Source organism: Tellurirhabdus rosea, assembly GCF_026278345.1.
In the GTDB taxonomy this organism is placed as follows: domain Bacteria; phylum Bacteroidota; class Bacteroidia; order Cytophagales; family Spirosomataceae; genus Tellurirhabdus; species Tellurirhabdus rosea.
Genome location: NZ_CP111085.1, coordinates 1,333,846 through 1,356,039 on the forward strand (window position 1 = coordinate 1,333,846; position 22,194 = coordinate 1,356,039).

Genomic DNA, 22,194 nt, shown 5'->3' on the forward strand with positions numbered 1-22,194 from the left:
GGTTTAACGTTACCTATTAATGACAAAGGTACTCAGAAGGAATAAACCTTCCGTCAACCTGACCAACGCACTGCTGAATAAATGCCTGCTGGGGCCAAAAACCGATTCTTTTTTCCCATGACCGTAACCAAGTTCCGGATGGCCGCCCTGTACGCAGTTATTCCGGTTTTACTGAGTGCCTGTTCCCAGTTCAGTACCCGGCCGCTGCCGGTGGCCTACCACAACCTGACGGCCCGCTACAATGCCTACCTGATCGCCCGCGACAACCTGCGGCAGATCGACCGGACGCTCTTCCAGAACCGGCAGGAAAATTACGCCCAGCCCCTCCCCATTCTGTTGCCGCTGGACTCTAACGCCCTCGCGCCCGTGCGGGCCCAGCTGGACGACGCCATCAAAAAAGCGTCGATGGTGGCCGAACGGCACCAGAACAGCAAGTGGCTGGATGACAGCTATGTGCTGCTTGGCAAAGCCCGGCTGCTCCGTCAGGATTACATCAACGCTACCGAGGTTTTCAAATACGTAAACACCAAAGGTCGTGGAGAAGCCGAAAAACATGAGGCACTGGTGGGCCTGATGCGTGCGTATGTGGAGCAGGGTGATTATTCCAACGCGCTGAACGTGGCCGAATACCTGCGCGCACAGCCCCTGAGCAAGGAGAATACCCGCGATTACTACCTGACCAAAGCCTACCTGCACCAGCGCCGCGGCGAGAACGCCGTTGCCGCCGCCCTGCTCGAAGAAACCTTTCCGCTACTGGATCAGGGAGAAGCCACGGCCCGCCTCCACCTGATTGCCGGCCAGTTGCAGGAACAGCTCGGCAAACCCGAACTGGCCCGAAAGCATTTTGCCGCCGTTCAGAGAAACCGGCCCTCCTACGAGCAGTCGTTTTACGCGGACATTTACCTGATGGACCCCGACCCGAAGGTGTCGCAGCCGCGCCTGAACCGCATGCTCAGCGACCGGAAAAACGCCGATCTGAAAGACAAGATTTACCTGACGATGGGCCAGCAGGAAGCCCGGCGCGGCAACTATCCGCAGGCCATTCTGTACTGGCAGCAGGCGATTCAGGTCGGGGCTGCCAATACGGCCCAGATTCCGTTTACGTACCTCGAAATGGCGGGGCTTTATGCCGACAAACTGCACGATTACGGCAAAGCCAAGGCCTATTACGACAGCACGCTGGCCCTGCTCCCGCCCCAGTCGCCGAACTTTGCCGACGTGCAGAAGCGGAAAAAAGTGCTGGACGAATTTGTCCGGTTCCAGTCCACCATCACCCTGGAGGACAGTCTGCAGCAGCTGGCCCGGCTGAACCCCGCTGCGCTGGACCGTCGGCTCGATCAGCTGGTCGAAAGCCGTTGGCAGGAACAGCAACGGCAGCAGGCGGACGCCGAACGCATCGTGGGGCAGGCTACGGCGGCGGGTGGCCCGGCGGCAACCTCCGACATCGACCCCATGCAGAAATGGCATCTGTACAACCCCACCACCATCAGCCAGGGACGTATCGAGTTCATCCAGAAATGGGGCAACCGCCCGCTGGAGGACAACTGGCGACGGGATGCCAACGAATCCCAGCTAACGACCGAAACGATGGCGGCAAACAGTTCGGGTGGGCAGAACGGCATCCCGGAAGCGGCCGCTCCGGGTACACTTTCCGACGCCGACCGACGCGCCCGGAAAGAGCAGCTTTACGCTTCCATCCCGCTGACGCCGGACGCCCTCAGGTTGTCTAACCAGCGTTTGGAAGAATCCATGTACAATCTCGGGAAGCTTTATAAAATCAGCCTTAATCAGCCCGAAAAATCCATTGCTACGTTCAGTGACCTGCTGACCCGTTTTCCGGCTACATCCTACAAGCCCGAGATTTATTACCTCCAGATGCTTTCGCATGACCAGTTGAAGCAGCCTTCGTCCTGGAAGGAAAAGCTGCTGGCCGAGTTCCCGGCCTCGTCTTATGCCCGGCAGCTGACAAAAGTGGCGGCCTCCGCCCAGCAGCCGCAGGGCGCGGAAAGCACGGCCCAGCGGGCCTACGCCGACATTTACGCCCTTTATCAGGCCAACCAGGCCACCGAAGCCCTCGCCCGGGCCGAAGCCACCCAAAGCCTGACCACCGGCACGACAGTGGACGACAAGCTGGCGCTGCTGCGGGCCATGCTCATCGGTAAGGTACGGGGAACGGAAGCCTACCGACAGGCGCTGGCCGAGTTCGTCCGCGACTATCCGGCGAGTCCGCTGCTTTCCCGGGTAAAAGAAATGCAGGCGGCAGCCGACCAGCCTTCAGCCAAACGAAAGTAGGCAGACGGCGAAATTGTGTACTTTTGCGCCAAAGGACTTCGTTATTATCAAAAAAATGGTAGCTTGTCCAAAGCGTACACAATTTGCCCCTGCCCATGTTTAGTTTACAACCGGGACCCTACAAACGAATCATATCACGCATCTGGCGGTTCGCCCTGTTCGGCATCGCCTTCTTTATTATTTACATTGTTGCCGTCCGGTTCAATTTTTTCTGGCTTTTCGGGGGCATGCCCAGCCTGAAGGCTCTGGAAAATCCGCAGAGTGAAATCGCCTCGGAAGTGTATTCGGAAGACGGGGTTCTGCTGTCGAAATATTACCTTGAAAACCGCACACCGGTCGAGATTTCGCAGGTCTCGCCCAACATCATTTCGGCGCTGCTGGCGACGGAAGACGCCCGTTTTGTCAAGCACTCGGGTATTGACCTTCGTTCGCTGTTCCGGGCGGTGACCGGCGTTCTGACGGGCCGTTCGAGTTCGGGGGGCGGCAGTACGCTTACCCAGCAGGTTGCCAAAAACCTTTTCGAAACCCGCACCCAGAAGTTTCGGGGGCTGCTCGGCGGCATTCCGTTTGTCCGGACGGTCATCGACAAGACCAAAGAATGGATTCTGGCCGTCCGTCTCGAACGGAATTATACCAAGCAGGAAATCATGATGATGTACCTGAACACGGTTTCGTTCGGCAACAATACCTACGGCATCAAAACGGCGGCCAAGACCTACTTCAACAAGGAGCCCTGGCAGGTAAACGTTGAGGAAGCTGCCCTGCTGGTCGGTATGCTGCAAAACCCGACGTTCTGGAACCCCCGCAACAACGAGGAACGGGCGCTGCTTCGCCGCAACGTGGTGCTTGCGCAGATGCACCGCTACGGCTTTCTGACCACCGAGCAGTTTGCCACCTACAAGGCCAAGCCCATCAAGCTTGATTTTACCATCGAAAACCAGAACACAGGCCCGGCGGCTTACTTCCGTTCGGTGATTCGGGACGACATTCAGAGATGGATTGAGGAATACAACGACGACCACCCGGACGCCGAGTTGAACCTCTACACGAGCGGCCTTAAAATCTACACGACGCTCGACTCCCGGATGCAGAAATATGCCGAAGAGTCGATCTACGAACACATGCGGGAGCAGCAGCGGAAGTTTTATGAACACTGGCGCGGCCGCAATCCCTGGGTGTTCAAGGAAAAAAACGGGCAATGGAAAGAACTGCCCAATTACGTTTCCGACGTCATTAAACGGACGCCCCGTTACCAGTTGCTGAAACAGGAATACGGCGACGATGAAGCCGCCATCTGGCGCGAACTCCGCAAGCCCGTCAAGATGAAGGTCTTCACCTACGGCGGCAAGCGTAACGAGAAGGATACCACCATGAGTCCGCTGGATTCGGTGAAATACTACAAGCGTTTTTTGAACACGGGCTTTATGTCGATGGACCCGCGCAACGGACACGTGAAAGCCTGGGTCGGGGGGATTAATTTTAAATACCTCAAATACGACCACGTCCGGCAGGGCCGCCGCCAGCCGGGTTCGACCTTCAAGCCGTTCCTGTACCTAGCCGCGCTGGACAATAACTTCCTGACGCCCTGCGACCGCGTGACCGACCAGCCCGTCACTTTCGCCCGCTACGAAGACCATAACGGCCCAACGCCCTGGACGCCCAAAAACTCCAGCGGACGGTACAGTTACCAGTCGCTGACCCTGCGGCAGGCGCTGGGCGCCTCGATCAACTCGGTCAGCGCCTACCTGATGAAGCAGACCAAATCGCAGACGGTCGTGGATTACGCCCGCAAATTGGGCGTCGAAAGTCCGCTGAAGCCTAATCCGACGCTGGCGCTGGGCACGAGCGACGTGTCGGTCTACGAAATGGTGGCTGCCTACTGCACGTTTGTCAACGGTGGCTACCGGGTGAAGCCAATGACCATTTTGCGGATAACGGATAAAAACGGCAACGTACTGAAGGAATTTGCGCCCGACAACCAGCACGTGATCAACGCCAATACGGCCTATCAGATGCTGTATCTGATGCGTGGGGCCGTCGAAGATGCGGGCGGTACGTCGCAGCGTCTTAAAAATCAGTACAAGCTCCTGGAAGGCGGCAACGAGATCGCCGCGAAAACCGGGACGACCTCCAGCTACTCCGACGGCTGGTTTATGGGCATGACCCAGCACCTCGTATCCGGCCTGTGGGTGGGTGGCGACGACCGCAGTATCCACTTCCGGGACATGGCTTTCGGACAGGGCGCCCGTCTGGCCATGCCGGCCTGGGCCCTGTACATGCAGAAAATCTACGGCGACAAATCGCTGTCCCGGCAGTATTCCAAAGAACCGTTCCGCAAGCCCGATGGCTTTAACCTGACCCTCGATTGCGGCGGTACCTACATCGACTCATCCCAGCGTTACATCCCGCCGAAAGTGATCGAGTCGGGCGAGGAAGAAATTCTGAACTAACGTCCGAACTGTGCTTTACGCTGATTTTGTTGATTAATATGATGCATCCAAACAAAACCTGAGAAGGTATCCGTGAGTAGTAACTAAATCACGGTCATCCATTCAATCAGCGTAAATCACAGTTCAGACACCATGTTCGATTATAAAACTGAATTAGCGCGCATCCCGCACGAACCGGGGGTCTACCGCTATTTCGATGCCAGCGGCGAAGTAATTTACGTGGGCAAGGCCAAAGACCTGCGGAATCGCGTCAGCAGTTATTTTGTCAAATCAAACCAGCACGACCGGAAAACCCAGCGGCTCGTCAGCCAGATCCGGAAGATTGAGTTTACGATTGTCCATACTGAGTTTGACGCCCTTCTGCTGGAAAACCAGCTTATTAAGCGTTTTCAGCCGCGGTACAACATCCTGCTCCGGGACGATAAAACGTATCCGTTTATCTGCGTGACCAACGAACGGTTTCCCCGTGTGGTCACTACCCGCCGCATCGACCGGAAACTGGGCACTTTTTACGGACCGTACGCTACGCTGCGCCCCATGTACGCGCTGCTGGACATGTTCCGGGAGCTGTTTACCATCCGGACCTGTAATCTGAACCTCGCTCAGGAAAACATCGACGCGGGTAAATACAAAGTTTGTCTGGAATTTCATATCGGCAATTGCAAAGGCCCCTGCGAAAACCGGGTCAGTGAAGAAGAGTACATGAAGGAAATTGAGCAGGTGCATCACATTCTGAAGGGAAATCTGCAACCGGCTCAGACGTTTTTCAAGAACCGGATGGTAGAGGCCGCCAGCCAACTCCAGTTCGAACAGGCGCAGAAGTTTAAGGAACGACTCGATGTACTGCAGAATTTTCAGGCCAAATCCACCGTGGTCAATCCCAAGATCGCGGATGCCGATGTGTTTACGATTGCTTCGGACGAAACCAATGCGTACGTCAATTTCATGAAGGTCGTCAACGGGACGATCACGCAGACGCAGACCGTTGAGGTGAAGAAGAAGCTGAACGAATCGGACAACGACCTGCTTTGCATGCTGATCGTCGATTTCCGAAGCACGTACGGCAGCGAGGCCAAAGAAATCATCTGTAACATCCCGCTCGACTGCGATCTGAAGGCGGAGATAACGGTTCCCCAGATCGGCGATAAGAAGAAGCTGCTCGACATGTCGCTGAAAAATGTGCTGTATTTCCGCCGCGAACGGGCCGAGCGGGCTGCCGCCGAAGCCACCGCCAGCGCCAGCAAAAAAGACCGGGTGCTGATTCGGCTCAAACAGGATTTGCAGTTGAAAACGCTGCCCCACCGCATCGAGTGTTTTGATAACTCCAACATTCAGGGCACTAACCCGGTGTCGGCGATGGTCTGCTTTCTGGAAGGCAAGCCCGCGCCCAAAGAATACCGCCATTTCAGCATCAAAACCGTCGTTGGTCCCAACGACTTTGCGACCATGCACGAAGTGGTAACCCGCCGCTACACCCGGGTGCTGGAAGAACAGACCGGCATGCCGGACCTGATCGTTATCGACGGCGGCAAAGGACAGCTCAGCGCCGCCTGCGACGCGCTCAAGGGGCTGAATCTGTACGGCAAAGTCCCCATCATCGGCATTGCCAAACGGCTCGAAGAGATTTACTTTCCGGAGGATAGCCTACCGCTTTACATTGATAAAAAATCCGAATCCCTTAAGCTCATCCAGCGTATCCGGGACGAGGCGCACCGGTTTGCCATTACTTACCACCGCGACAAGCGTAGCCGGAACAGCCTCATCAGTGAACTGGAAAACGTGGAAGGAATCGGAAAGAAAACGGCCGCGAAGCTGCTGAAATACTTCAAAAGCGTCAAGAAAATACGGGAAGTGCCCGTGGAGGATGTGGCGGTGGTGGTCGGCAACGACAAAGCCCTCAAAATCAAGCAGTATTTCGAAGCGATTCAGCAGTAAACCGGAGCACCGTTTTGGTTATTTTTCCTGCAAAAGAAAAGCCCGAAGCATATGGACTTCGGGCTTTTTATTTCTAATAAAGCGGCCGGAGCAACGCTCCGGGCTACATTAATATTCCCAGAGGCCGTGTTCGGCTTCCATCAGGTCGTATTCAGCCTGTTGCGACTTGTTCAGACCTTCCTTATCGCCAAACATGGTGATCAGATCTTTGTCTTCCGCGTTCGAATACTTGGTAATTCGGCCGTAGAACAGACGCAGGTCAAAGGCATCGGCCAGGTTTTTGTGCTGGGCCTGGTTCTGCGGGTTGTACCAGATGTATTTCTTCGGGTCGCTGCGGAACAACTGATCCAAATCCTTGTACTTGAAGTACGCTACCGGAACTTCCAGACCTGCCGGGTTTTTATCCGCCGGAAGAACCAGTCCTACCGTCTGGATGTCGTAGTAAAGACGTGAGCGCTTGCGGTCGAAAACCCAGTCCTCTTTCAGTTCGAGGATGCTGAATTCATTGGCGAAATACTCATCCCCTGCTGGAACAGCCGCGGCGGCAACCGCTGTAGAATCGGGTTTGGCAGCCGGTGCCGGAGCCGCAGGCTTTTTGCCCTTGGCATTCTTGGCCGTTGCGGTTCCCTTTTTCGCCGTTGACTTCTTCGGCGCCGGGGTTCCCCAGCCGTCATCAGCAGCGGCCTTCTTGGGAGCCGGAGCACCCCAGCCATCTTCGGCCGGTTTGGCAGCAGGCTTGTTGGCGGGTGCGCCCCAGCCATCGCTTGCGCCCGAAGCAGCCGGGTCTTTGAAACCGGCGGCAATTTCCTCCGCCGAAAGACCAGCGCCCGTATTCGGCATGATCAGTTTCTGACGAAACTTGTTCATATCCATCGGTCGGCTTACCGAGTCAGATTCATACGGCGTCAGAACGCCCGCTTTCACCGCTTCGAGGATGTACCGCGTGATTTCGTTATTCTTGGAGAACATGGACCGATTCTGTTTCTCCTTCAGGTCGATTCGACGCCAAAGGGTCCGCTTCATCATAATGTCGTTCTCGTTGATTTCACGAACCGACAACGGATTCGTCCCGGTCGAGGCTTTCTCCTGGGCTTGGGCCGCCCCGCCAAATGCGGCGATTGTAACAGCCGCCAGCACCACTTTTCCCACCTGTTTCATGACCCTGTATTTCTTGTGCTTTCGATTTCTGCTTCTATAACGAATCAACAAACCGTTTTGGTACACCTTAGTTTAACGGAATGTTGTAAACCGGACGGCCCATGTTTACTTCCTTGATTTCTCCGCGGAAGTTACGTCGCTGCACCTGCTCCACTTCGATCACATAACGGTCGCCCGGTTGGGCCTGTGCCGCCAGAGAGGCTACCGAACCACCCTCTCCGGAAAGCTGTACCCCCGCCACCCGACGGTTACCGCGGGCTAAGCTTACGGTAACACCGTTTACCCGGAAATTCGCATCTTCCGGAGAATAATTTTTAAAGCTTTCGTCAGCAACGGCCTGTACCCGGATGCTTCGTACAGCTGAGGCCGACATGCCCCGGCGCTCATCGACCAGAGAACCACCCGCATAGTACTGCAGGGTCGGTCTTGGTACGCGGTTCACCCGGAAACGTTCCGTACCCAGTACATTACCCTGGTTGCTGATCGTCAGCGCGACCTGATTAGAACTAGGAACAATCGTAATTTTTCCCCGTTCGCCACCGGCCAGAACGGCTGCGCCCTGCGGCGAGAAGCTCGGGTTCCAGAGCGCACCCAGTTGCGGGCTCTGAATGCTCAACCGGTTGGCACATTCAAAATACAGCGGCGGCATTGTACCCGTTTCAATCTGGTACGAAGGCTTGGCCACGAAGTATTCCTGGTTCAGGTTAACCGTTTTATTCTCGCCAGCCGGTGTCGTGTAGGTAATAGCGCCGGTCAGTACGCGGCGGGCCAGACCGTTTTTGTCGTAAGCACCGCCCTGAGCCGTAAATTCAATGATACCCCGGCCATCCTGCATACGAACCGAACCCCCGTTCAGGCTCATCCGCGGCTGAATTCCGCTGGACGAAGCGGCCAGGAACATTTCTCCTTTGAACTTCGTACCGGCTACCACCACTTTCGACTCCATGCTGAGCATAGCCATGATTTTGTCGAATTTCACGTCCTGCGCGCCGACTTTCGTGGCGAGGTAGTCCAGCGTCTGGCCTTCCATGCGGCGGATTTCGGACTGCTTCTGACTCAACACGGCCAGAGCTGCCGGAACCGGCGTCTGTTCGAAGTTCAGCTCGGCGAAGTCCTTGTTACGCTGGTCTTTGGCGCGGCTGGCAACGGGGTCTTCGTTGGCATCAACGGCCAGGGCGCCAAATTTCGCCGTCGGATTGTACTGGTTCAGTTTCTGCGCGTACTGGTTCAGCTTCTGCTGCAGTTCGTACGCCTTACCGTTCTTACGGCCGCCGATCATCGTGATGGCTACCTTATCTTCTTCGCTGGGGTTCTTGATATGCCCTTCTTCGTCCAGACCACCGCCAGCATCGTTGATCAATTGCTGCTTAATAGCATCAATATCTCCGATGATGGAGCTGGTCAGCTGACGAACTTCGTCTGCCTGCTTCACGACGGCAAGGTCGGTAGCCCGGTTACCGGACTTGGACACCGTTTCCCGGATGGATTCGAGGGTTGACTGGTTAATTCGGTTGGCTGCCCCAGTCGAGCTTTCCAAGCTGCTATTGATCAGGATGAATTTCTCCAGTAGGGCCGAACTGACTTGAAGGGCCAGCATTGCGGTCAATACCAGATACATCATCCCGATCATTTTCTGACGGGGTGATTCTTTTGCGCCTGCCATAAATGTATGGGAGTATTCTTATCGTTAGATGTTGAATGTTTAACGTTTAAGGAAACGCGTCACCAAAAAACCGGAATAAGCGCATTGTACCTTAAACGTCAAACCTTGGACGGAAGATTTTATTTCGCCTGAGCCGGTGTTCCGCCACGCATTGCGGTCAGCATGCTGCCGTACACGTTGTTCAGGGAAGCCAGGTTGTTGGTCAGTTTGCCCAGTTCGTTTTTGAACTGCTGCGTATCACGGCTGGCATCCGACATGTTTTCCATGGCGCTGGTCAGGTTGCCGTAGAACGCGTTCATGGCTTTCAGGTGCTTGTTGGTATCCTGAAGCTCCAGTTCGTAAACGGCGTTCAGGGCGCCCATGCTCTGCGTAATTTTCTGGAACTGCGTCCGGTATTCTTTGGCATCCTGCGTGGCATCGGCCATCGCGTTCATGGCCGTTACCGCCACGCCGTACGACTTGTTCATCTCGTTGATATTAGCCGCGGCTGCCCGAACGCTTTGTGCGTATTCGTTGGTCGCTACCGTAGCTCCGGAGATGTCGCGCATCTGGCCAACCGAATCGGTCAGGCTGCGCAGACTCGTGCCGAGCCGCTCGAAAACTTCCGGGGATACTTTGGCATCGGCCAGCATCTTGTCCATGTTGGCCGTCATTCCGTTACTTTGCAGGGCCGGACGGCGCTGCGGCAGTTCACCGGCATAATCGTCAGCCAGTTCCGGATACACCCGCGTCCAGTCCGGTTCTCTCGTCGTAGGCTGGGCAAACGTTTGCAGGGCATAGAGGGCGAAGATAACTGCTTCTACGGTCAGACCGATGGTTAGCATTTCGCCGCCGCCCGTCCAGTGTTGAATTTTGAAAAGTGCTCCGAGTACGACGACCGCCGCCCCTAAGCTATACGCTGTCGGTAATACTTTGTCGAAAAAGAAATTTGAACCGTTACCGTTCTTTTTAGCCATGATTCAGAAAAGGGTAATATATGGAAGTTGTGTGTTTACGTTAGGGTTTACGCAACAGGTTTCAACGTTTCAATCAGCGGCGACCGCCCCCGGCGCGTCCGGCCCGTGCGGATGCCGTGCGGCCCATCAGGTTGTCCATCACGCAACGGAAACCAATGTACGACCGCTTCTGATCTTCCCGTTCATAATACCGCGTACCGGTTTCGAGGTAGTAAGCGATATCTTTCCACGAACCGCCCCGGACCACTTTACGCGGCTCATCCGGATTGTCGTTGGTCGGGTTCATATCCCAGACAATGGCTGAAGCATTTTCGGCATAGGCATCCTGCGTCCACTCGGCTACGTTACCGGCCATGTTGTACAGACCGTAATCGTTGGAGTTGTACGCGTTGGCCGGAGCCGTGTACGGATAGCCGTCTGCGTCGAAATTACCGCGCTGGGGCTTGAAGTTGGCCAGATAGCAGCCTTTGCCATTGGCGACGTAAGGACCACCCCAGGGATACTTAGCCGACTGACGGCCGCCCCGTGCTGCCCATTCCCATTCTGCCTCGGACGGCAGGCGGAAACGTGGTGACAGGAACTCGCCTTCTTTCGTGCGGTGGTCGTTGTACAGGTTCGTCCGCCATTTGCTGAAATACTGGGCGGCCTGCCAGCTTACCCCCACCACCGGGTACGTATCGAATGCCGGGTGCGAGTAGTAGTACTCCAGCATCGGGTCGCCGTTGTGGTACGTAAAGTCGTTTTTCCAGACAGTTGTATCCGGATAGTATTTCGACATGATCTCCTCTTCACCCAGCACCGAAACCGAGTCGGTCAGCAGGGCGTTGACGAACTGCCGGTATTCGTGGTTGGAAATCTCGGCGTCGTCCATGTAGAACGAGCTGATCGTCACCCGACGGTTCAGGTTGACTTGTGTGGCGGCCAGGTCTTCGTCGGCCTGACCCATCATGAATGAGCCGGACGGGACCAGAACCATGCCATAAGGCGTTGTCTGTTTGTAGCCTTTCCGGGCTGTTGCCGTAATTTCACCGTTGGTTACGCCGACATCCTGTGTCTTGCCTCCTTTGCCAAACTTTGATTTAAGAAACCCGCAACCCTGTAAAAGCACCACCAGTGCCGCGACCATCACCCCCCGGGCTGCGTTGCTAGTAAACCAATTGTTACTCATAGTTGTAGCGTACGTTAATACCTGTTCTTCGTGCAAACCAGTCTAAAAACGAAAATTAAGTTGTTTATTGTATACAGTCTCAGAATTTGCTGGCTGTAAAAAGAATTGTTTTTGGGCAAATTTCAGCCTTAGACGCCACTTTACATGTCACTACCTTTAACGTTCAAAGTTAGCGGCCCATCGGCATTTGGCCTAACAAATCAGGCCACAAATTGTTGAAATCCGTTTTGTCCCCTTAAACGGCTCTCTAATACCGGAATCGGGGCGTCCGAATAATCGGTTTGCGGCCCGCCTGCGGCTCCGGCAGCGAGTACGAAAGCAGCACTTCGTGCGAAGTCGGGCTTTTGGCCTGTCGTCCGCCCGTAATAAAATCAAATGAATAGCCGAAACGAAGCGCGTTGTTGTTGAGCAAACTGATGCCGAGCGTGGCCATAATGGCGTCCTGCTGCCGGTAACCAAAACCCACCCAGTGCCGCTTATCGTACATCACAATGGCATTCGCTTCAAAGGAGGATGTATTAAGGTCCGTTTTCACCAGCACCGACGGCATGATGTCCAGCACTTCGTTCCACTCATAACGATATCCGGCCGTAAAGTAAGCGGCCCGGGCCAGAGGATTTACGGAACGGTCGGTGCCCAGCCGGAAAGACGACTGGTTGAGGTGCTGCATACTGGCCCCGATGTAATAGACGGGCGTGCTGTAGTGAACGCCCGCCGCCACATCCGGCTGGATCTGATTGACGCGTCCGCCGGGAATGAGCGGGTCGCCCGGCTCCCCGGGGCGCAGCTGGTCAAAGTTCAGCCCTTTGTTGTACAGTCCGCCCTGAACGCCCAGTGCCAGCGTGCCGGTGTTCAGCGGCAGTCGCAGGGCATAGGCCAGCTGAACGGCCTGGTTGATCTGCGGCCCGAGCCGGTCGTTCATCGCCACCACGCCGATCCCGCTCCGGATTTTCCGCAGGGGCATGTTGAACGAAAACAGCTGCGTGCTGGGAGCTCCGCCATCGTCAAATGTCCCCTGGTATCCCGCCCATTGCGTCCGGTGGGTCAGCTGAAAGCGCGTAACGCCTTCGGAACCAGCCGTAGCCGGATTGTAATACACCGGATTGAGCATGTAAAGACTGAACTGGGGGTCCTGCTGCGCCCGGGCCGTTGTAGCAGCCAGAAAAGCAACAGCAAACAGGAAAGCAGGGTAAAATTTATTTGACATAATGGGGTAAGGCGAAGGAATCGGTAGTTTAGTTACTTAACGCTTTTTTTCCAAAAATATTGAAAATAAAAAGAGGCTGGACGTGATGCCCAGCCTCCTCTTAACGCGTGTCTTTTACAGATTGTTGGCTTTCTTTATATAAAGCTCCAGCGCCCCGGCCATGGACGGTGCATTCGGCAGCGGGGCTTCAATATCCAGGATAAAGCCCGCTTCGTTGACGGCCTTGGCCGTTGTCGGTCCAAAAGCGGCCATCCGGATGCCGTTCTGCCTGAATTCGGGGAAGTTGTGCTTCAGCGCGTTTACGCCGGAAGGGCTGAAAAACGCGATGAGGTCGAAATTGCTGATGGCCAGGTCCGTGAGATCCGTTGGAACGGTTTCGTACATGATCGCTTCCGTCAGATGCAGCCCGCTGGTGTCCATAAACTCCGGAATGTCGGTGCCCCGGATGTTGGAACAGGGGAACAGAAACTTCTCGGTCTTGTGCTTGCGGATGAGGTCAAACAGGTCGGCCGCGGTCTTGGTGCCGGTGAAGATCTTCCGCTTGCGGATCACGATGTACTTCTGCAGGTAGTTGGCCGTCTGCTCGGTCACACAGAAGTATTTCATGTCGGCAGGGACCTCGATCTTGGCTTCCTGACAAATGCGGAAGAAGTGGTCGACGGCGTTCCGACTGGTGAAAATGACGGCGGTGTGGTCGAGAATATTGATTTTCTGCCGGCGAAAATCTTTGTACGAAACCCCCTGAATCTGGATAAAGGGACGAAACTCAATCTTGATGTTATACCGGCTTGCCAACTCGAAATACGGATTGGACTTATCGTCGGCAGGGCGGGACTGAGTTACCAGAATGCTTTCGACTTTGGTAAGGCGCTCCTGTTCGTTCTTGGTGGTAATTTCACTCATTGAATCTACCTCGTTTTTGCGTCTGAACCCGATGACCGGCTGCCTAAAGCGCGAATCGTACGCCAATGATCAGCGGTATCAACTCAACGATGCAAAGGTACGAAAATAAATAGAGATTTTTGATAGACGCCCGGTTCAGGATCACCAGGTATAGCAGCGCCAGACGACCTAAGTAAAAGGCAATGAACGGAATAAGAATCCAGGAAATCACCCACGGTTGATTTGGCGGTAAATTCAGGGCCGCCACCGTCACGACCGCTCCGACCAGCACGTAGAAAATAGACGAGGCCTGTAATACCTTGAAGAAGTGCAGGTTGGTAATTTCCTCGATCCGGTACAGCGCTCCCACCATCGAAATCAGCAGATACTTTCCCAGCAGGGCCACCATCGACAGCGCACTTAATTTTAGAAAACTAAGCACCAGATCAGTGAGCGTCTGGCCTTCGAGCAGCAGGTTGCGGGAAGAAAAAATATCAATGTTCTTGCTCTGAAAAAACAGGTACAGAAAGGCCATCACGAAGCTCAGCCCCGCCATGAACAGCAGATTGACCCGGCTCAGGGGTTTATTCACCAGAAAGGACTCTTCCCGGACGCTGATCGAGAACAAATCCTGAATGCTGAAAAGCCGCTGAAACGCCCGCTGGAAAAAGTTGAACAGAAACGCGTAGGTAGCCGCAATGAACACCAGCGACAGGGTGAAGAAGTCGGTAAAGACGGTTTTTCGCCGGGGCAGCATGCTCAGACCGGTTTCGGTCAGAACGACGGGTTTCTGCGTCAGGGATTTCCGGTGTCCGATAAAAACCTGCTTGTCGTTCACCCCCGGACTGCCGTAAAGCGTCAGGAAAACCTCCGGCTTGCGGTAAACGCGGTAGAGGCTGTCGATGCGGAGGACCTGCCAGGTGCCGGCGGGGAGTTTGCGGCGGAGGGCGGCGTCCAGAAACAGATACCCGTCGCGGCCGGTCGATACCAGCAGTTCGTAGTTTCGGTTGCTCTCCAGGTCCAGAAACAGGCTAACCGCCGGCAGACTGGCGTGCTGTTCGTCAATGTACGGAACGTACGTTTTGAAAGCCGGGTCGTAGACCAGCCAATCGTTCCGGAAATCGTGTACGGGGTAAAACTGCTGACCGGGTCCCACTCCCTGCGCAACACTCTGCAAGGCCCACAATATCAGCCAGAAAGCGGGAAGAATCCGTCGGTAAAGCACCCTTTAATTAATTAAGAATTAAGAATTAAGAGTTAAGAATAAGTGATTCAAACAACCGAAATCAATCACCTATCGTCAATTCTTAATTCTTAATTCATAATTCATAATTATTTCCCAAGGGCTTTCAGCATCGTCTCCCCGATCAGCGCCGGTGATTCTACGACGTGAATGCCGCACTCGGCCATGATGCGCATTTTGGCCGCGGCCGTATCGTCGGCACCGCCGATGATGGCACCCGCGTGGCCCATCCGACGGCCTTTCGGCGCGGTTTGTCCGGCGATGAACCCGACAACCGGCTTTTTGTTGCCGCTTTCCTTGATCCAGTGGGCCGCTTCGGCTTCCATGCCGCCGCCGATTTCACCGATCATCACGATGCCTTCAGTTTCGGGGTCGTTCATGAGCAGTTCCACGGCTTCTTTGGTCGTCGTCCCGATGATGGGGTCGCCGCCGATGCCGATGGCCGTCGTCTGACCCAGACCTACCTTGGAAAGCTGGTCTACGGCTTCGTAGGTCAGCGTGCCGGATTTCGACACGATGCCGATGGTGCCTTTCTTGAAGATAAAGCCCGGCATGATGCCTACTTTGCACTCGTCCGCCGTCATCACGCCCGGACAGTTGGGGCCGATCAGACGGACATCTTTACCTTTGAGATATTCTTTTGCAACCATCATGTCCTTGGTCGGGATGCCTTCCGTGATGCAGATGATCACCTTGATGCCTGCGTCGGCAGCCTCCATGATAGCGTCAGCCGCGAAAGCCGGGGGAACAAAGATGATGGACACATCGGCACCCGCCTTTTCGACCGCTTCTTTCACGGTGTTGAAAACCGGACGGTCGAGGTGGGTCTGGCCGCCTTTGCCGGGGGTCACGCCGCCCACGACGTTGGTGCCGTACTCGATCATCTGCTGGGCGTGGAAGGAACCTTCCGAGCCGGTAAAGCCCTGGACAATCACTTTCGAATCTTTATTGACTAATACGCTCATGATGGTTGTAAATCTGTACTATGCGTTGGATTCATTGAGGCTCAATTGTCCGTTCTTCGGACGGGCGCAAAAGTAGCCGTAAAAGGGAAAAGAACAAAATTGTTATCTTTCCCCAATGAATTACGCAAACGTGCTATCCGACGCCGTGCTGGCTGCCACGGGAGTTTATGTCTTTGTGCATTTTTTCAAACGGGAAAGCCTGTATAACCGACTGCTCTGGGCCCTTTTTCTGCTCACGATCTCGGCGACGGCGCTGCTGGGAGCGGTGCGCTTTGCCGGGGTTCAGGAGCTGATTCCGCTGCACGGCTCGATGCAGATTCTGGCCGGAAGTCTGGGCGTCGCCTGCGCGGTGGTGGCGGTCTGGGGGCTGGTTCTGCGGGAGCCGTTCGGGCCCACGGCTTTCTGGAGCACGGTTGCCGTGGGTCTGGCCTTGTTTGCGGTGCTGCTGACGCCCCGGATTCGGGTGTTCACCCAGGTGGTGCAGTCGCTGGGCATGGTGGTCATCATGGTCATTGCCTGCTTCGGCCTGCTGCGCCGCAACCGCCGGGCGATCTGGATTGTCTTCGCCGTGATGATTCTGGCCCTGGCGACGAAAATAACGCCCCAGCTCTCGGCCAATCAAATCTCGTTTTTCCATTATACAACTGCCCTGTCTCTCATCTGCTTCGGGCAGGCGGCCCGGCCCTCCCGCTGAGGCGTACTTCCTTTCTTTCGACACACGAACCAAAAACGGCCGGGGGTCTTTCGGGGAAAAATGGCTAACTTGCAGTCATGGATAATTTTGTTGTCTCGGCCCGGAAATACCGTCCGGCGACGTTCGATACCGTTGTCGGGCAATCCCATATCACCACCACGCTCAAGAATGCCATTCGGACCAACCACCTGGCGCAGGCTTTTCTGTTCTGCGGCCCGCGTGGGGTCGGCAAGACGACCTGTGCCCGGATTCTGGCCAAAACGATTAACTGCCAAAACCTGACGGAAGATGTTGAAGCCTGCGACCAGTGCGAATCCTGCGTGAGCTTCAACCAGAGCGCGTCGTTCAACATTCACGAACTGGACGCCGCCTCCAACAACTCCGTCGATGACATCCGGAACCTGATCGACCAGGTGCGATACCCGCCCCAGTCCGGCAAATTCAAGATTTACATCATTGACGAGGTACATATGCTGTCGGCGGCGGCCTTCAACGCCTTCCTGAAAACGCTGGAAGAACCGCCCTCCTACGCCATTTTTATTCTGGCCACGACCGAAAAGCACAAGATTCTGCCCACGATTCTGTCGCGCTGTCAGATCTTTGATTTCAACCGGATTCAGTCCCGCGATATTGCCGACCACCTGACGTCCATCGCCGGGAAAGAAGGCATTCAGACGGAATACGAAGCCCTGGAACTGATTGCCCAGAAAGCCGACGGCGGTCTGCGCGATGCGCTGTCGATGTTCGACCTGAACGTTACGTTCTCCGCCGACCGGACCATTCGGTATCGGGAGGTGCTCGAAAATCTGCATATTCTCGATTACGACTACTATTTCCGCCTGACCGACCACCTCCTCGACGCCAGCCTGCCGCAGAGCCTGCTGCTGTTCGACGAAATTCTGCGCAAAGGCTTTGATGCCCACCAATTCCTCGTCGGCTTGTGCGAACATTTCCGCAACCTGCTCGTCTGTAAGGATACGGCTACCGTCCAGCTTTTGCAGGTTACCGAAAGCGTGCAGCAGAAATACGCCCTGCAGGCTGCCCGTGCCCCGCTCGGTTTTCTGCTTTCGGCGCTCAGCGTGGCGAGTCAGTGCGACATCAATTATAAGGCTGCCAAGAACCAGCGGCTGCACGTGGAGGTCTGTCTGATTAAACTGGCCAACATCCCCAACGTCCTCAACCTGAGCGCCCTGCCGGAAAGCGAGCCTAACGGACAGGTGGTCAACGGAACGCATGCGGCGGAGGTCGCGGTAAAAAAAAACGCTGAACCAGCCCCTCCCCCGTTAGTAAGCGAGCCGACGCCCGTTCCGGCACCGGTTCCGACGGCGGTGCAGCCGGTCCCGGCACCGGTCCAGCCCGTTCCGGCGCCGGTTAGCGAACCGGTGGCCAGCTATGAGATTCCTACCCCGCAACCGGCAACTTCCATTCCGCGGCCGGGTTCGTCGAAACTCCGCTCGACGGTCGGGCTGGGTGCCAAACCCGCCGCTTCGGCCACGGCCGTGGCCGAAGCGGCCGTCGTTCAGCGCAACCTGCCCGACAAGCCGGTCGATTTTGAAGAGCTTCAGGCCACCTGGCGGCAGTTTTCCCGCCTCCGCGAATCTGGGGGAGGCCCGATGACCGAGCAGATCATGCTCAACCGCGAAATTCAACTGGGCGACGATGGGGCCACGATTCACATCACGCTCGACAATTCGCTGCAGGCAGATATGCTCAACGAACTGCGGCAGGATTTGATGACGTACCTGCGCCAGCATCTGCAAAACAGCAAAATTCAGCTGGTGCATCAGGTCGCTGCGCAGGAAAGCCGGAAGATGATTTACACGGCTCAGGACAAATTCAATTACCTCGCCGAAAAGAACCCGGCCCTGCTGGAACTGAAACAGGTGCTGGGGCTGGATGTGGATTATTGACAGTGATTTCGCCAGTCAGCGAGCTGTTGGGCACTGTCCACCAATCACTGTGCACTAAATTCTTCTTACCCGAATTGCCAGTGCCTCGGCGGGATTCGTTTCCAGAACCTGCCGAACGTCTTTCTTCGTAAAGCCCCGCTTTTGCAGGGCGGGCAGCAGCTTTTCAAACAGGACAGTGTACCGTCGGCTCACCGGACCGCCGTCCGGCTGGCCGGGGTCGTACCAGCCCGCATCGTGCGAAAGCAGGGTCCGGTGGAGAAGGCGGTTCTCTTTCATCAGCAGCAGGTTCTGAACGTACTGGTCCACGTTGTTATCGTCCAGCCCGTCGAGGCTGACCCACGCGCCTTCCCGGGCGGCGCGGGCGTAATGCACCATGTTCTGCCCCTGGGCGTGCACCCAGACAAACGCATCCGGCCGTACGCCTTCCGCTTTCAGAACCTCGATCTGCTCGAAGGCCGGGACGTACGGGCCGGTATGGGAGTAAATCGTCAGGCCGGTGCGGCAGTGCGTGCGGGCGGCGGCGGTGACGAGCTTTCGGTGCAGGTCGGACAGCGGGCCGGGATTGACGCTGATTTTGATAAAACCCGGCCGGATGCCCGTGCCGTCGATTCCCTGTTCGTACTCGGCGGTCCAGCGGTCGGCCAGGCCGTCGGCGGTTTCGGTATGGGCGTGCGGCGGCAGAAACTTGTTGTCCACGGCTCCGTAATACCCCGTATTGGTCAGGATTTGGAGGCCGGTCTGTTCCGAAAGTGTTTTCAGCAGCAGCGGGTCTTTTCCCAGAAACGAAGGTGTGCATTCGACCAGCGTCCGGACGCCGTTCCGCACCAGGTCATCCAGATAGGGCCGCATGCGGGCCGCCACCGCCGACCGGTCCCAGCGAGCGGGACTGATTTTGTCCGCCCCGACGAAATCGACCAGAATGTGCTCGTGAATGAGCGCAAGCCCCAGCCGCTTTGCCGGAATGGGCCCGGCTACGGTCTGCACCAGGCCCGCTTCGCGGCGGCCCGTAAGCAGACCACCCGCCAGGGATTGAAGAAAAAGCCGCCGGTTCAGCATCCTTGTATTCTTTGAGATAAGTTATTCTTTCAGATAAGCGCGGGCTTCCCGCAGGTTGGACTTGTACTGGGCAACATCCAGCATCTTGCGGTAATACTGTTTCGCCAGATTCTTATTGCCGGAACGGGCCGCCAGACGGGCCAGACCCGCCAGCGCATGGCCGTGAAACTCCCGGGTGAACTCCTCACTGAACGGAATTTTCAGCGCGGCCTGATAAGCAGACGTGGCCTTGTCCGACTGGCCGTCCCGTTCGTACAGCATTCCCTGTAGGACCAGTCCGGGCATATCCAGCAGTTTCTGCGGCATTTTCAGGGTTCGCTGGAGGTACGGCCCGGCCTCTTCGGGGCGGTTGGCCAGCAGCAGGGCTTCGGCGCAGCGCATGGTAAAGAGCGGATTGTTCGGGTAGCGGTCGGCCAGGGTCTTCAGGTGGGCGGCGGCTTTGGCGGGCTGGCTTTCGTGTTCCAGATAAATGTGCGACAGGTAAAACGATGTTTCGGTCCGGGTGAAAATGCCGCGGCGCACGGCCGTTTCCATCTGGCCCAGGCCCTGCGCCATGTTGCCGTCCTGAAAAAACCACATCACCGGCCGGACAATCGGATGGTCCATCGGGTAACGCTCGACGTAATAATTGTACAGGCCGGTCGTAAAGTAGAACTCGGCGTTTTTTTCCGTCAGTTTAAAGCCCTGTTTCATGTAGCCGTACGCCTTTTTAGCTTCGTTGACGGCCTTCATCGTTTCGTTATCGTAATTATACTTCATGGCCAGATACCCATGTGCCGTCAGGGCAAAGAAAACGCCCTCGGGGTCGTCGCTATCGCGGTCCAGACGACGGCGGGCCAGGTCAAGTCCCTGGGTCACCTGCTGGACGTACTGCGGCAGAACGGTCTTGTTGTCGCGCAGCGGAAGGTATTGCCAGTACAACTGAATGGCTTTCAGCAGCGGGCCGACCGGGCTCTGGGGGTATTTGCTCCGAATCTGCCGCTGGTAATTTTCGGACGTATCAAACTGGTAATTGTAGATGCCGTCCAGTGCCTTCAAAATCATCTGCTGCACCGGAGGGTCGTTCAGAATCTGCCCAAAAGAGCGCGTCGTTGCCAGCAGGAGCAGCAGGCTTAGCCAAATTTTTTTCATCGGTGTATTTGTTGCCTGAAGAGGTCCTGCAAATCTATTTGAACAAGTTGGTATGACCGCTACCTTTGCGGAATAACTTTGAACCGAAGGCGTGGCCTGAAAACTTTCTGTCGGTGGCACGACTCCGTATCCTGTTGGTGGCACCACTTCGCGTTGCGCCGCCGCTGAAAGCCCGTACCGGGCGATTGCGAGTCGGACCCTGAGAACCCGTCAACGTTGTGCCACTCCCACTTAATAACCTGAATGATCCGATACGAACAATTCACTTTGGACAATGGCCTGCGGGTGTACGTGCATGAAGACCCGACCACCCCGATGGCCTGCGTAAATATTCTGTACAACGTTGGTTCGCGCGACGAAGACCCCGGCCGGACGGGCTTTGCGCACCTCTTCGAACACCTGATGTTCGGCGGGTCGCGGCACATTCCGATCTACGACGAACCGCTCCAGAAGGTCGGCGGAGAAAACAACGCCTTTACTTCGCCCGACATCACGAACTACTACATCACCCTGCCCGCTGCCAACCTCGAAACGGCTTTCTGGCTGGAGTCGGACCGGATGCTGAGCCTGTCGTTCGACCCGCAGGTGCTCGATGTGCAGCAGAAAGTGGTCATCGAAGAATTCAAGCAGCGGTACCTGAACCAGCCCTACGGCGATGTCTGGCTGAAGCTGCGGCCGCTGGCCTACAAACGGCATCCCTACCAGTGGGCCACAATCGGCAAAGACATCAGCCACATCGAAGACGCTACGCTCGGCGATGTAAGGGATTTCTTTTACACGTATTACCTGCCCAACAACGCCCTCATGGTCGTGGCCGGAAACGTGACCGTCGAGCAGGTGAAGCAGCTAAGCCGGAAGTGGTTCGAGTCCATTCCGGCCGGGCCTGCCTACGTCCGGCGATTGCCGCAGGAGTCGCCGCAGACCGAGGCCCGTTTTCTGGAAACCGGTGCCGATGTGCCGCTGAACGCTCTGTACAAGGTTTTTCACATTCCGGGCCGCTTCGACGAGGGTTTTTACACGGCGGACCTAATGGCCGATGTGCTCGGACGCGGCAAATCGTCGCGGCTGTACCAGCGGCTGTTGAAAGAGCAGCCGCTGTTCAACCAGATTTCCGCCTACGTCACGGGCTCGCTCGACCCCGGCCTGCTGGTGGTCAGCGGCTCACTGAACCCCGGCGTAACGCTCGAAGAAGCCAACGCCGCCCTCGAAACCGTGCTGGACGAAATCCGGACAGAGGCGGTGCCGGAAGAGGAATTGCGAAAAGTGAAAAACCAGGCCGAATCGACCCTCGCGTTCTCGGAAGTGGAACTGCTGAACCGCGCCATGAACCTCGCCTACGCTGCCAATGCCGGCAATGCCGACTGGGTCAACGACGAAGCCGCCAAAATTCAGGCCGTCACCACCGACGAGATGCTGAACATGGCCGGGCGCGTGCTGCAAAAGACAAACAGTTCCACCATGTTTTATCGGGCTGAGAATTAAAA

The 22,194-nt window shown here is 56.1% G+C and carries 16 protein-coding genes; 6 read left to right on the forward strand and 10 right to left on the reverse strand.

All coding sequences use genetic code 11. The annotated features are described in order from the left end of the window. Positions 1–117: 117 nt before the first annotated feature. The 3 genes from porW (at position 118) to uvrC (ending at position 6,677) form a co-directional block, all read left to right on the forward strand. Complete coding sequence (porW, locus tag ORG26_RS05600) at positions 118–2,292, forward strand: type IX secretion system periplasmic lipoprotein PorW/SprE (protein WP_266367543.1); 2,175 nt, start codon at positions 118–120, stop codon at positions 2,290–2,292. Positions 2,293–2,387: 95 nt separating this feature from the next. Beyond that, complete coding sequence (locus ORG26_RS05605; protein ID WP_266367544.1) at positions 2,388–4,742, forward strand: penicillin-binding protein 1A; 2,355 nt, start codon at positions 2,388–2,390, stop codon at positions 4,740–4,742. A 132-nt stretch (positions 4,743–4,874) separates the two neighbouring features. Beyond that, a complete protein-coding gene (gene uvrC, locus ORG26_RS05610) occupies positions 4,875–6,677 on the forward strand; it encodes an excinuclease ABC subunit UvrC (protein ID WP_266367545.1) in 1,803 nt (600 codons plus the stop codon). Between the two features lie 108 nt (positions 6,678–6,785). On the opposite strand, the gene ORG26_RS05615 is transcribed toward uvrC, so the two are convergent. The 8 genes from ORG26_RS05615 to sucD all read right to left on the reverse strand — a co-directional run bounded on the left by ORG26_RS05615 (position 6,786) and on the right by sucD (position 15,919). Further along, entirely contained in the window at positions 6,786–7,835 is a 1,050-nt protein-coding gene (locus ORG26_RS05615; RefSeq protein WP_266367546.1) for a gliding motility protein GldN, read from the reverse strand. A gap of 67 nt (positions 7,836–7,902) precedes the next feature. Next, positions 7,903–9,498, reverse strand: a complete 1,596-nt coding sequence (gene porM / locus ORG26_RS05620) for a type IX secretion system motor protein PorM/GldM (RefSeq protein WP_266367547.1) — start codon at positions 9,496–9,498, stop codon at positions 7,903–7,905. A 119-nt stretch (positions 9,499–9,617) separates the two neighbouring features. Then, on the reverse strand, positions 9,618–10,454 hold the full coding sequence (gene porL, locus ORG26_RS05625) for a type IX secretion system motor protein PorL/GldL (protein ID WP_266367548.1): 837 nt from the start codon (positions 10,452–10,454) through the stop codon (positions 9,618–9,620). Positions 10,455–10,527: 73 nt separating this feature from the next. Further along, positions 10,528–11,622, reverse strand: a complete 1,095-nt coding sequence (gene porK, locus ORG26_RS05630) for a T9SS ring complex lipoprotein PorK/GldK (RefSeq protein WP_266367549.1) — start codon at positions 11,620–11,622, stop codon at positions 10,528–10,530. A 247-nt stretch (positions 11,623–11,869) separates the two neighbouring features. Next, positions 11,870–12,829, reverse strand: coding sequence for a PorP/SprF family type IX secretion system membrane protein (locus ORG26_RS05635; protein WP_266367550.1), 960 nt, complete (start codon positions 12,827–12,829; stop codon positions 11,870–11,872). 114 nt (positions 12,830–12,943) lie between these two features. Next, positions 12,944–13,732: a uroporphyrinogen-III synthase gene (locus ORG26_RS05640; protein ID WP_266367551.1), complete on the reverse strand. Its 789-nt coding sequence runs from the start codon at positions 13,730–13,732 to the stop codon at positions 12,944–12,946. A gap of 43 nt (positions 13,733–13,775) precedes the next feature. Then, on the reverse strand, positions 13,776–14,936 hold the full coding sequence (locus ORG26_RS05645; RefSeq protein WP_266367552.1) for a DUF4271 domain-containing protein: 1,161 nt from the start codon (positions 14,934–14,936) through the stop codon (positions 13,776–13,778). A 107-nt stretch (positions 14,937–15,043) separates the two neighbouring features. Then, the gene (gene sucD / locus ORG26_RS05650) at positions 15,044–15,919 is read right to left on the reverse strand and encodes a succinate--CoA ligase subunit alpha (RefSeq protein WP_266367553.1); all 876 of its coding nucleotides are present in this window, start codon (positions 15,917–15,919) and stop codon (positions 15,044–15,046) included. 115 nt (positions 15,920–16,034) lie between these two features. Here sucD and ORG26_RS05655 point away from each other — a divergent pair, with 115 nt between their 5' ends. Both ORG26_RS05655 and ORG26_RS05660 read left to right on the forward strand, forming a co-directional pair. Continuing rightward, positions 16,035–16,613, forward strand: a complete 579-nt coding sequence (locus ORG26_RS05655; protein WP_266367554.1) for a DUF6962 family protein — start codon at positions 16,035–16,037, stop codon at positions 16,611–16,613. A 77-nt stretch (positions 16,614–16,690) separates the two neighbouring features. Further along, positions 16,691–18,523: a DNA polymerase III subunit gamma/tau gene (locus tag ORG26_RS05660; protein ID WP_266367555.1), complete on the forward strand. Its 1,833-nt coding sequence runs from the start codon at positions 16,691–16,693 to the stop codon at positions 18,521–18,523. A 54-nt stretch (positions 18,524–18,577) separates the two neighbouring features. Here the strand turns inward: ORG26_RS05660 and ORG26_RS05665 are convergent, their stop codons facing one another. Together ORG26_RS05665 and ORG26_RS05670 are read right to left on the reverse strand one after the other, a co-directional pair. Beyond that, positions 18,578–19,579: a phosphotriesterase family protein gene (locus ORG26_RS05665; RefSeq protein WP_266367556.1), complete on the reverse strand. Its 1,002-nt coding sequence runs from the start codon at positions 19,577–19,579 to the stop codon at positions 18,578–18,580. Positions 19,580–19,600: 21 nt separating this feature from the next. Continuing rightward, positions 19,601–20,710 carry a tetratricopeptide repeat protein gene (locus ORG26_RS05670; RefSeq protein ID WP_266367557.1) on the reverse strand — a complete coding sequence of 370 codons (1,110 nt, stop codon included), beginning with the start codon at positions 20,708–20,710 and terminating at the stop codon, positions 19,601–19,603. A 243-nt stretch (positions 20,711–20,953) separates the two neighbouring features. Between ORG26_RS05670 and ORG26_RS05675 the strand changes: the two genes are divergently transcribed. Further along, positions 20,954–22,192, forward strand: coding sequence for a M16 family metallopeptidase (locus tag ORG26_RS05675; protein ID WP_266367558.1), 1,239 nt, complete (start codon positions 20,954–20,956; stop codon positions 22,190–22,192). Positions 22,193–22,194 lie beyond the last annotated feature (2 nt).

Bases quoted from the DNA above. Each gene is read 5' to 3' on its own strand.
- porW (WP_266367543.1), top strand. From the start codon at position 118: ATGACCGTAACCAAGTTCCGGATGGCCGCCCTGTACGCAGTTATTCCG.
- ORG26_RS05605 (WP_266367544.1), top strand. From the start codon at position 2,388: ATGTTTAGTTTACAACCGGGACCCTACAAACGAATCATATCACGCATC.
- uvrC (WP_266367545.1), top strand. From the start codon at position 4,875: ATGTTCGATTATAAAACTGAATTAGCGCGCATCCCGCACGAACCGGGG.
- ORG26_RS05615 (WP_266367546.1), bottom strand. From the start codon at position 7,835: ATGAAACAGGTGGGAAAAGTGGTGCTGGCGGCTGTTACAATCGCCGCA.
- porM (WP_266367547.1), bottom strand. From the start codon at position 9,498: ATGGCAGGCGCAAAAGAATCACCCCGTCAGAAAATGATCGGGATGATG.
- porL (WP_266367548.1), bottom strand. From the start codon at position 10,454: ATGGCTAAAAAGAACGGTAACGGTTCAAATTTCTTTTTCGACAAAGTA.
- porK (WP_266367549.1), bottom strand. From the start codon at position 11,622: ATGAGTAACAATTGGTTTACTAGCAACGCAGCCCGGGGGGTGATGGTC.
- ORG26_RS05635 (WP_266367550.1), bottom strand. From the start codon at position 12,829: ATGTCAAATAAATTTTACCCTGCTTTCCTGTTTGCTGTTGCTTTTCTG.
- ORG26_RS05640 (WP_266367551.1), bottom strand. From the start codon at position 13,732: ATGAGTGAAATTACCACCAAGAACGAACAGGAGCGCCTTACCAAAGTC.
- sucD (WP_266367553.1), bottom strand. From the start codon at position 15,919: ATGAGCGTATTAGTCAATAAAGATTCGAAAGTGATTGTCCAGGGCTTT.
- ORG26_RS05655 (WP_266367554.1), top strand. From the start codon at position 16,035: ATGAATTACGCAAACGTGCTATCCGACGCCGTGCTGGCTGCCACGGGA.
- ORG26_RS05660 (WP_266367555.1), top strand. From the start codon at position 16,691: ATGGATAATTTTGTTGTCTCGGCCCGGAAATACCGTCCGGCGACGTTC.
- ORG26_RS05665 (WP_266367556.1), bottom strand. From the start codon at position 19,579: ATGCTGAACCGGCGGCTTTTTCTTCAATCCCTGGCGGGTGGTCTGCTT.
- ORG26_RS05670 (WP_266367557.1), bottom strand. From the start codon at position 20,710: ATGAAAAAAATTTGGCTAAGCCTGCTGCTCCTGCTGGCAACGACGCGC.
- ORG26_RS05675 (WP_266367558.1), top strand. From the start codon at position 20,954: ATGATCCGATACGAACAATTCACTTTGGACAATGGCCTGCGGGTGTAC.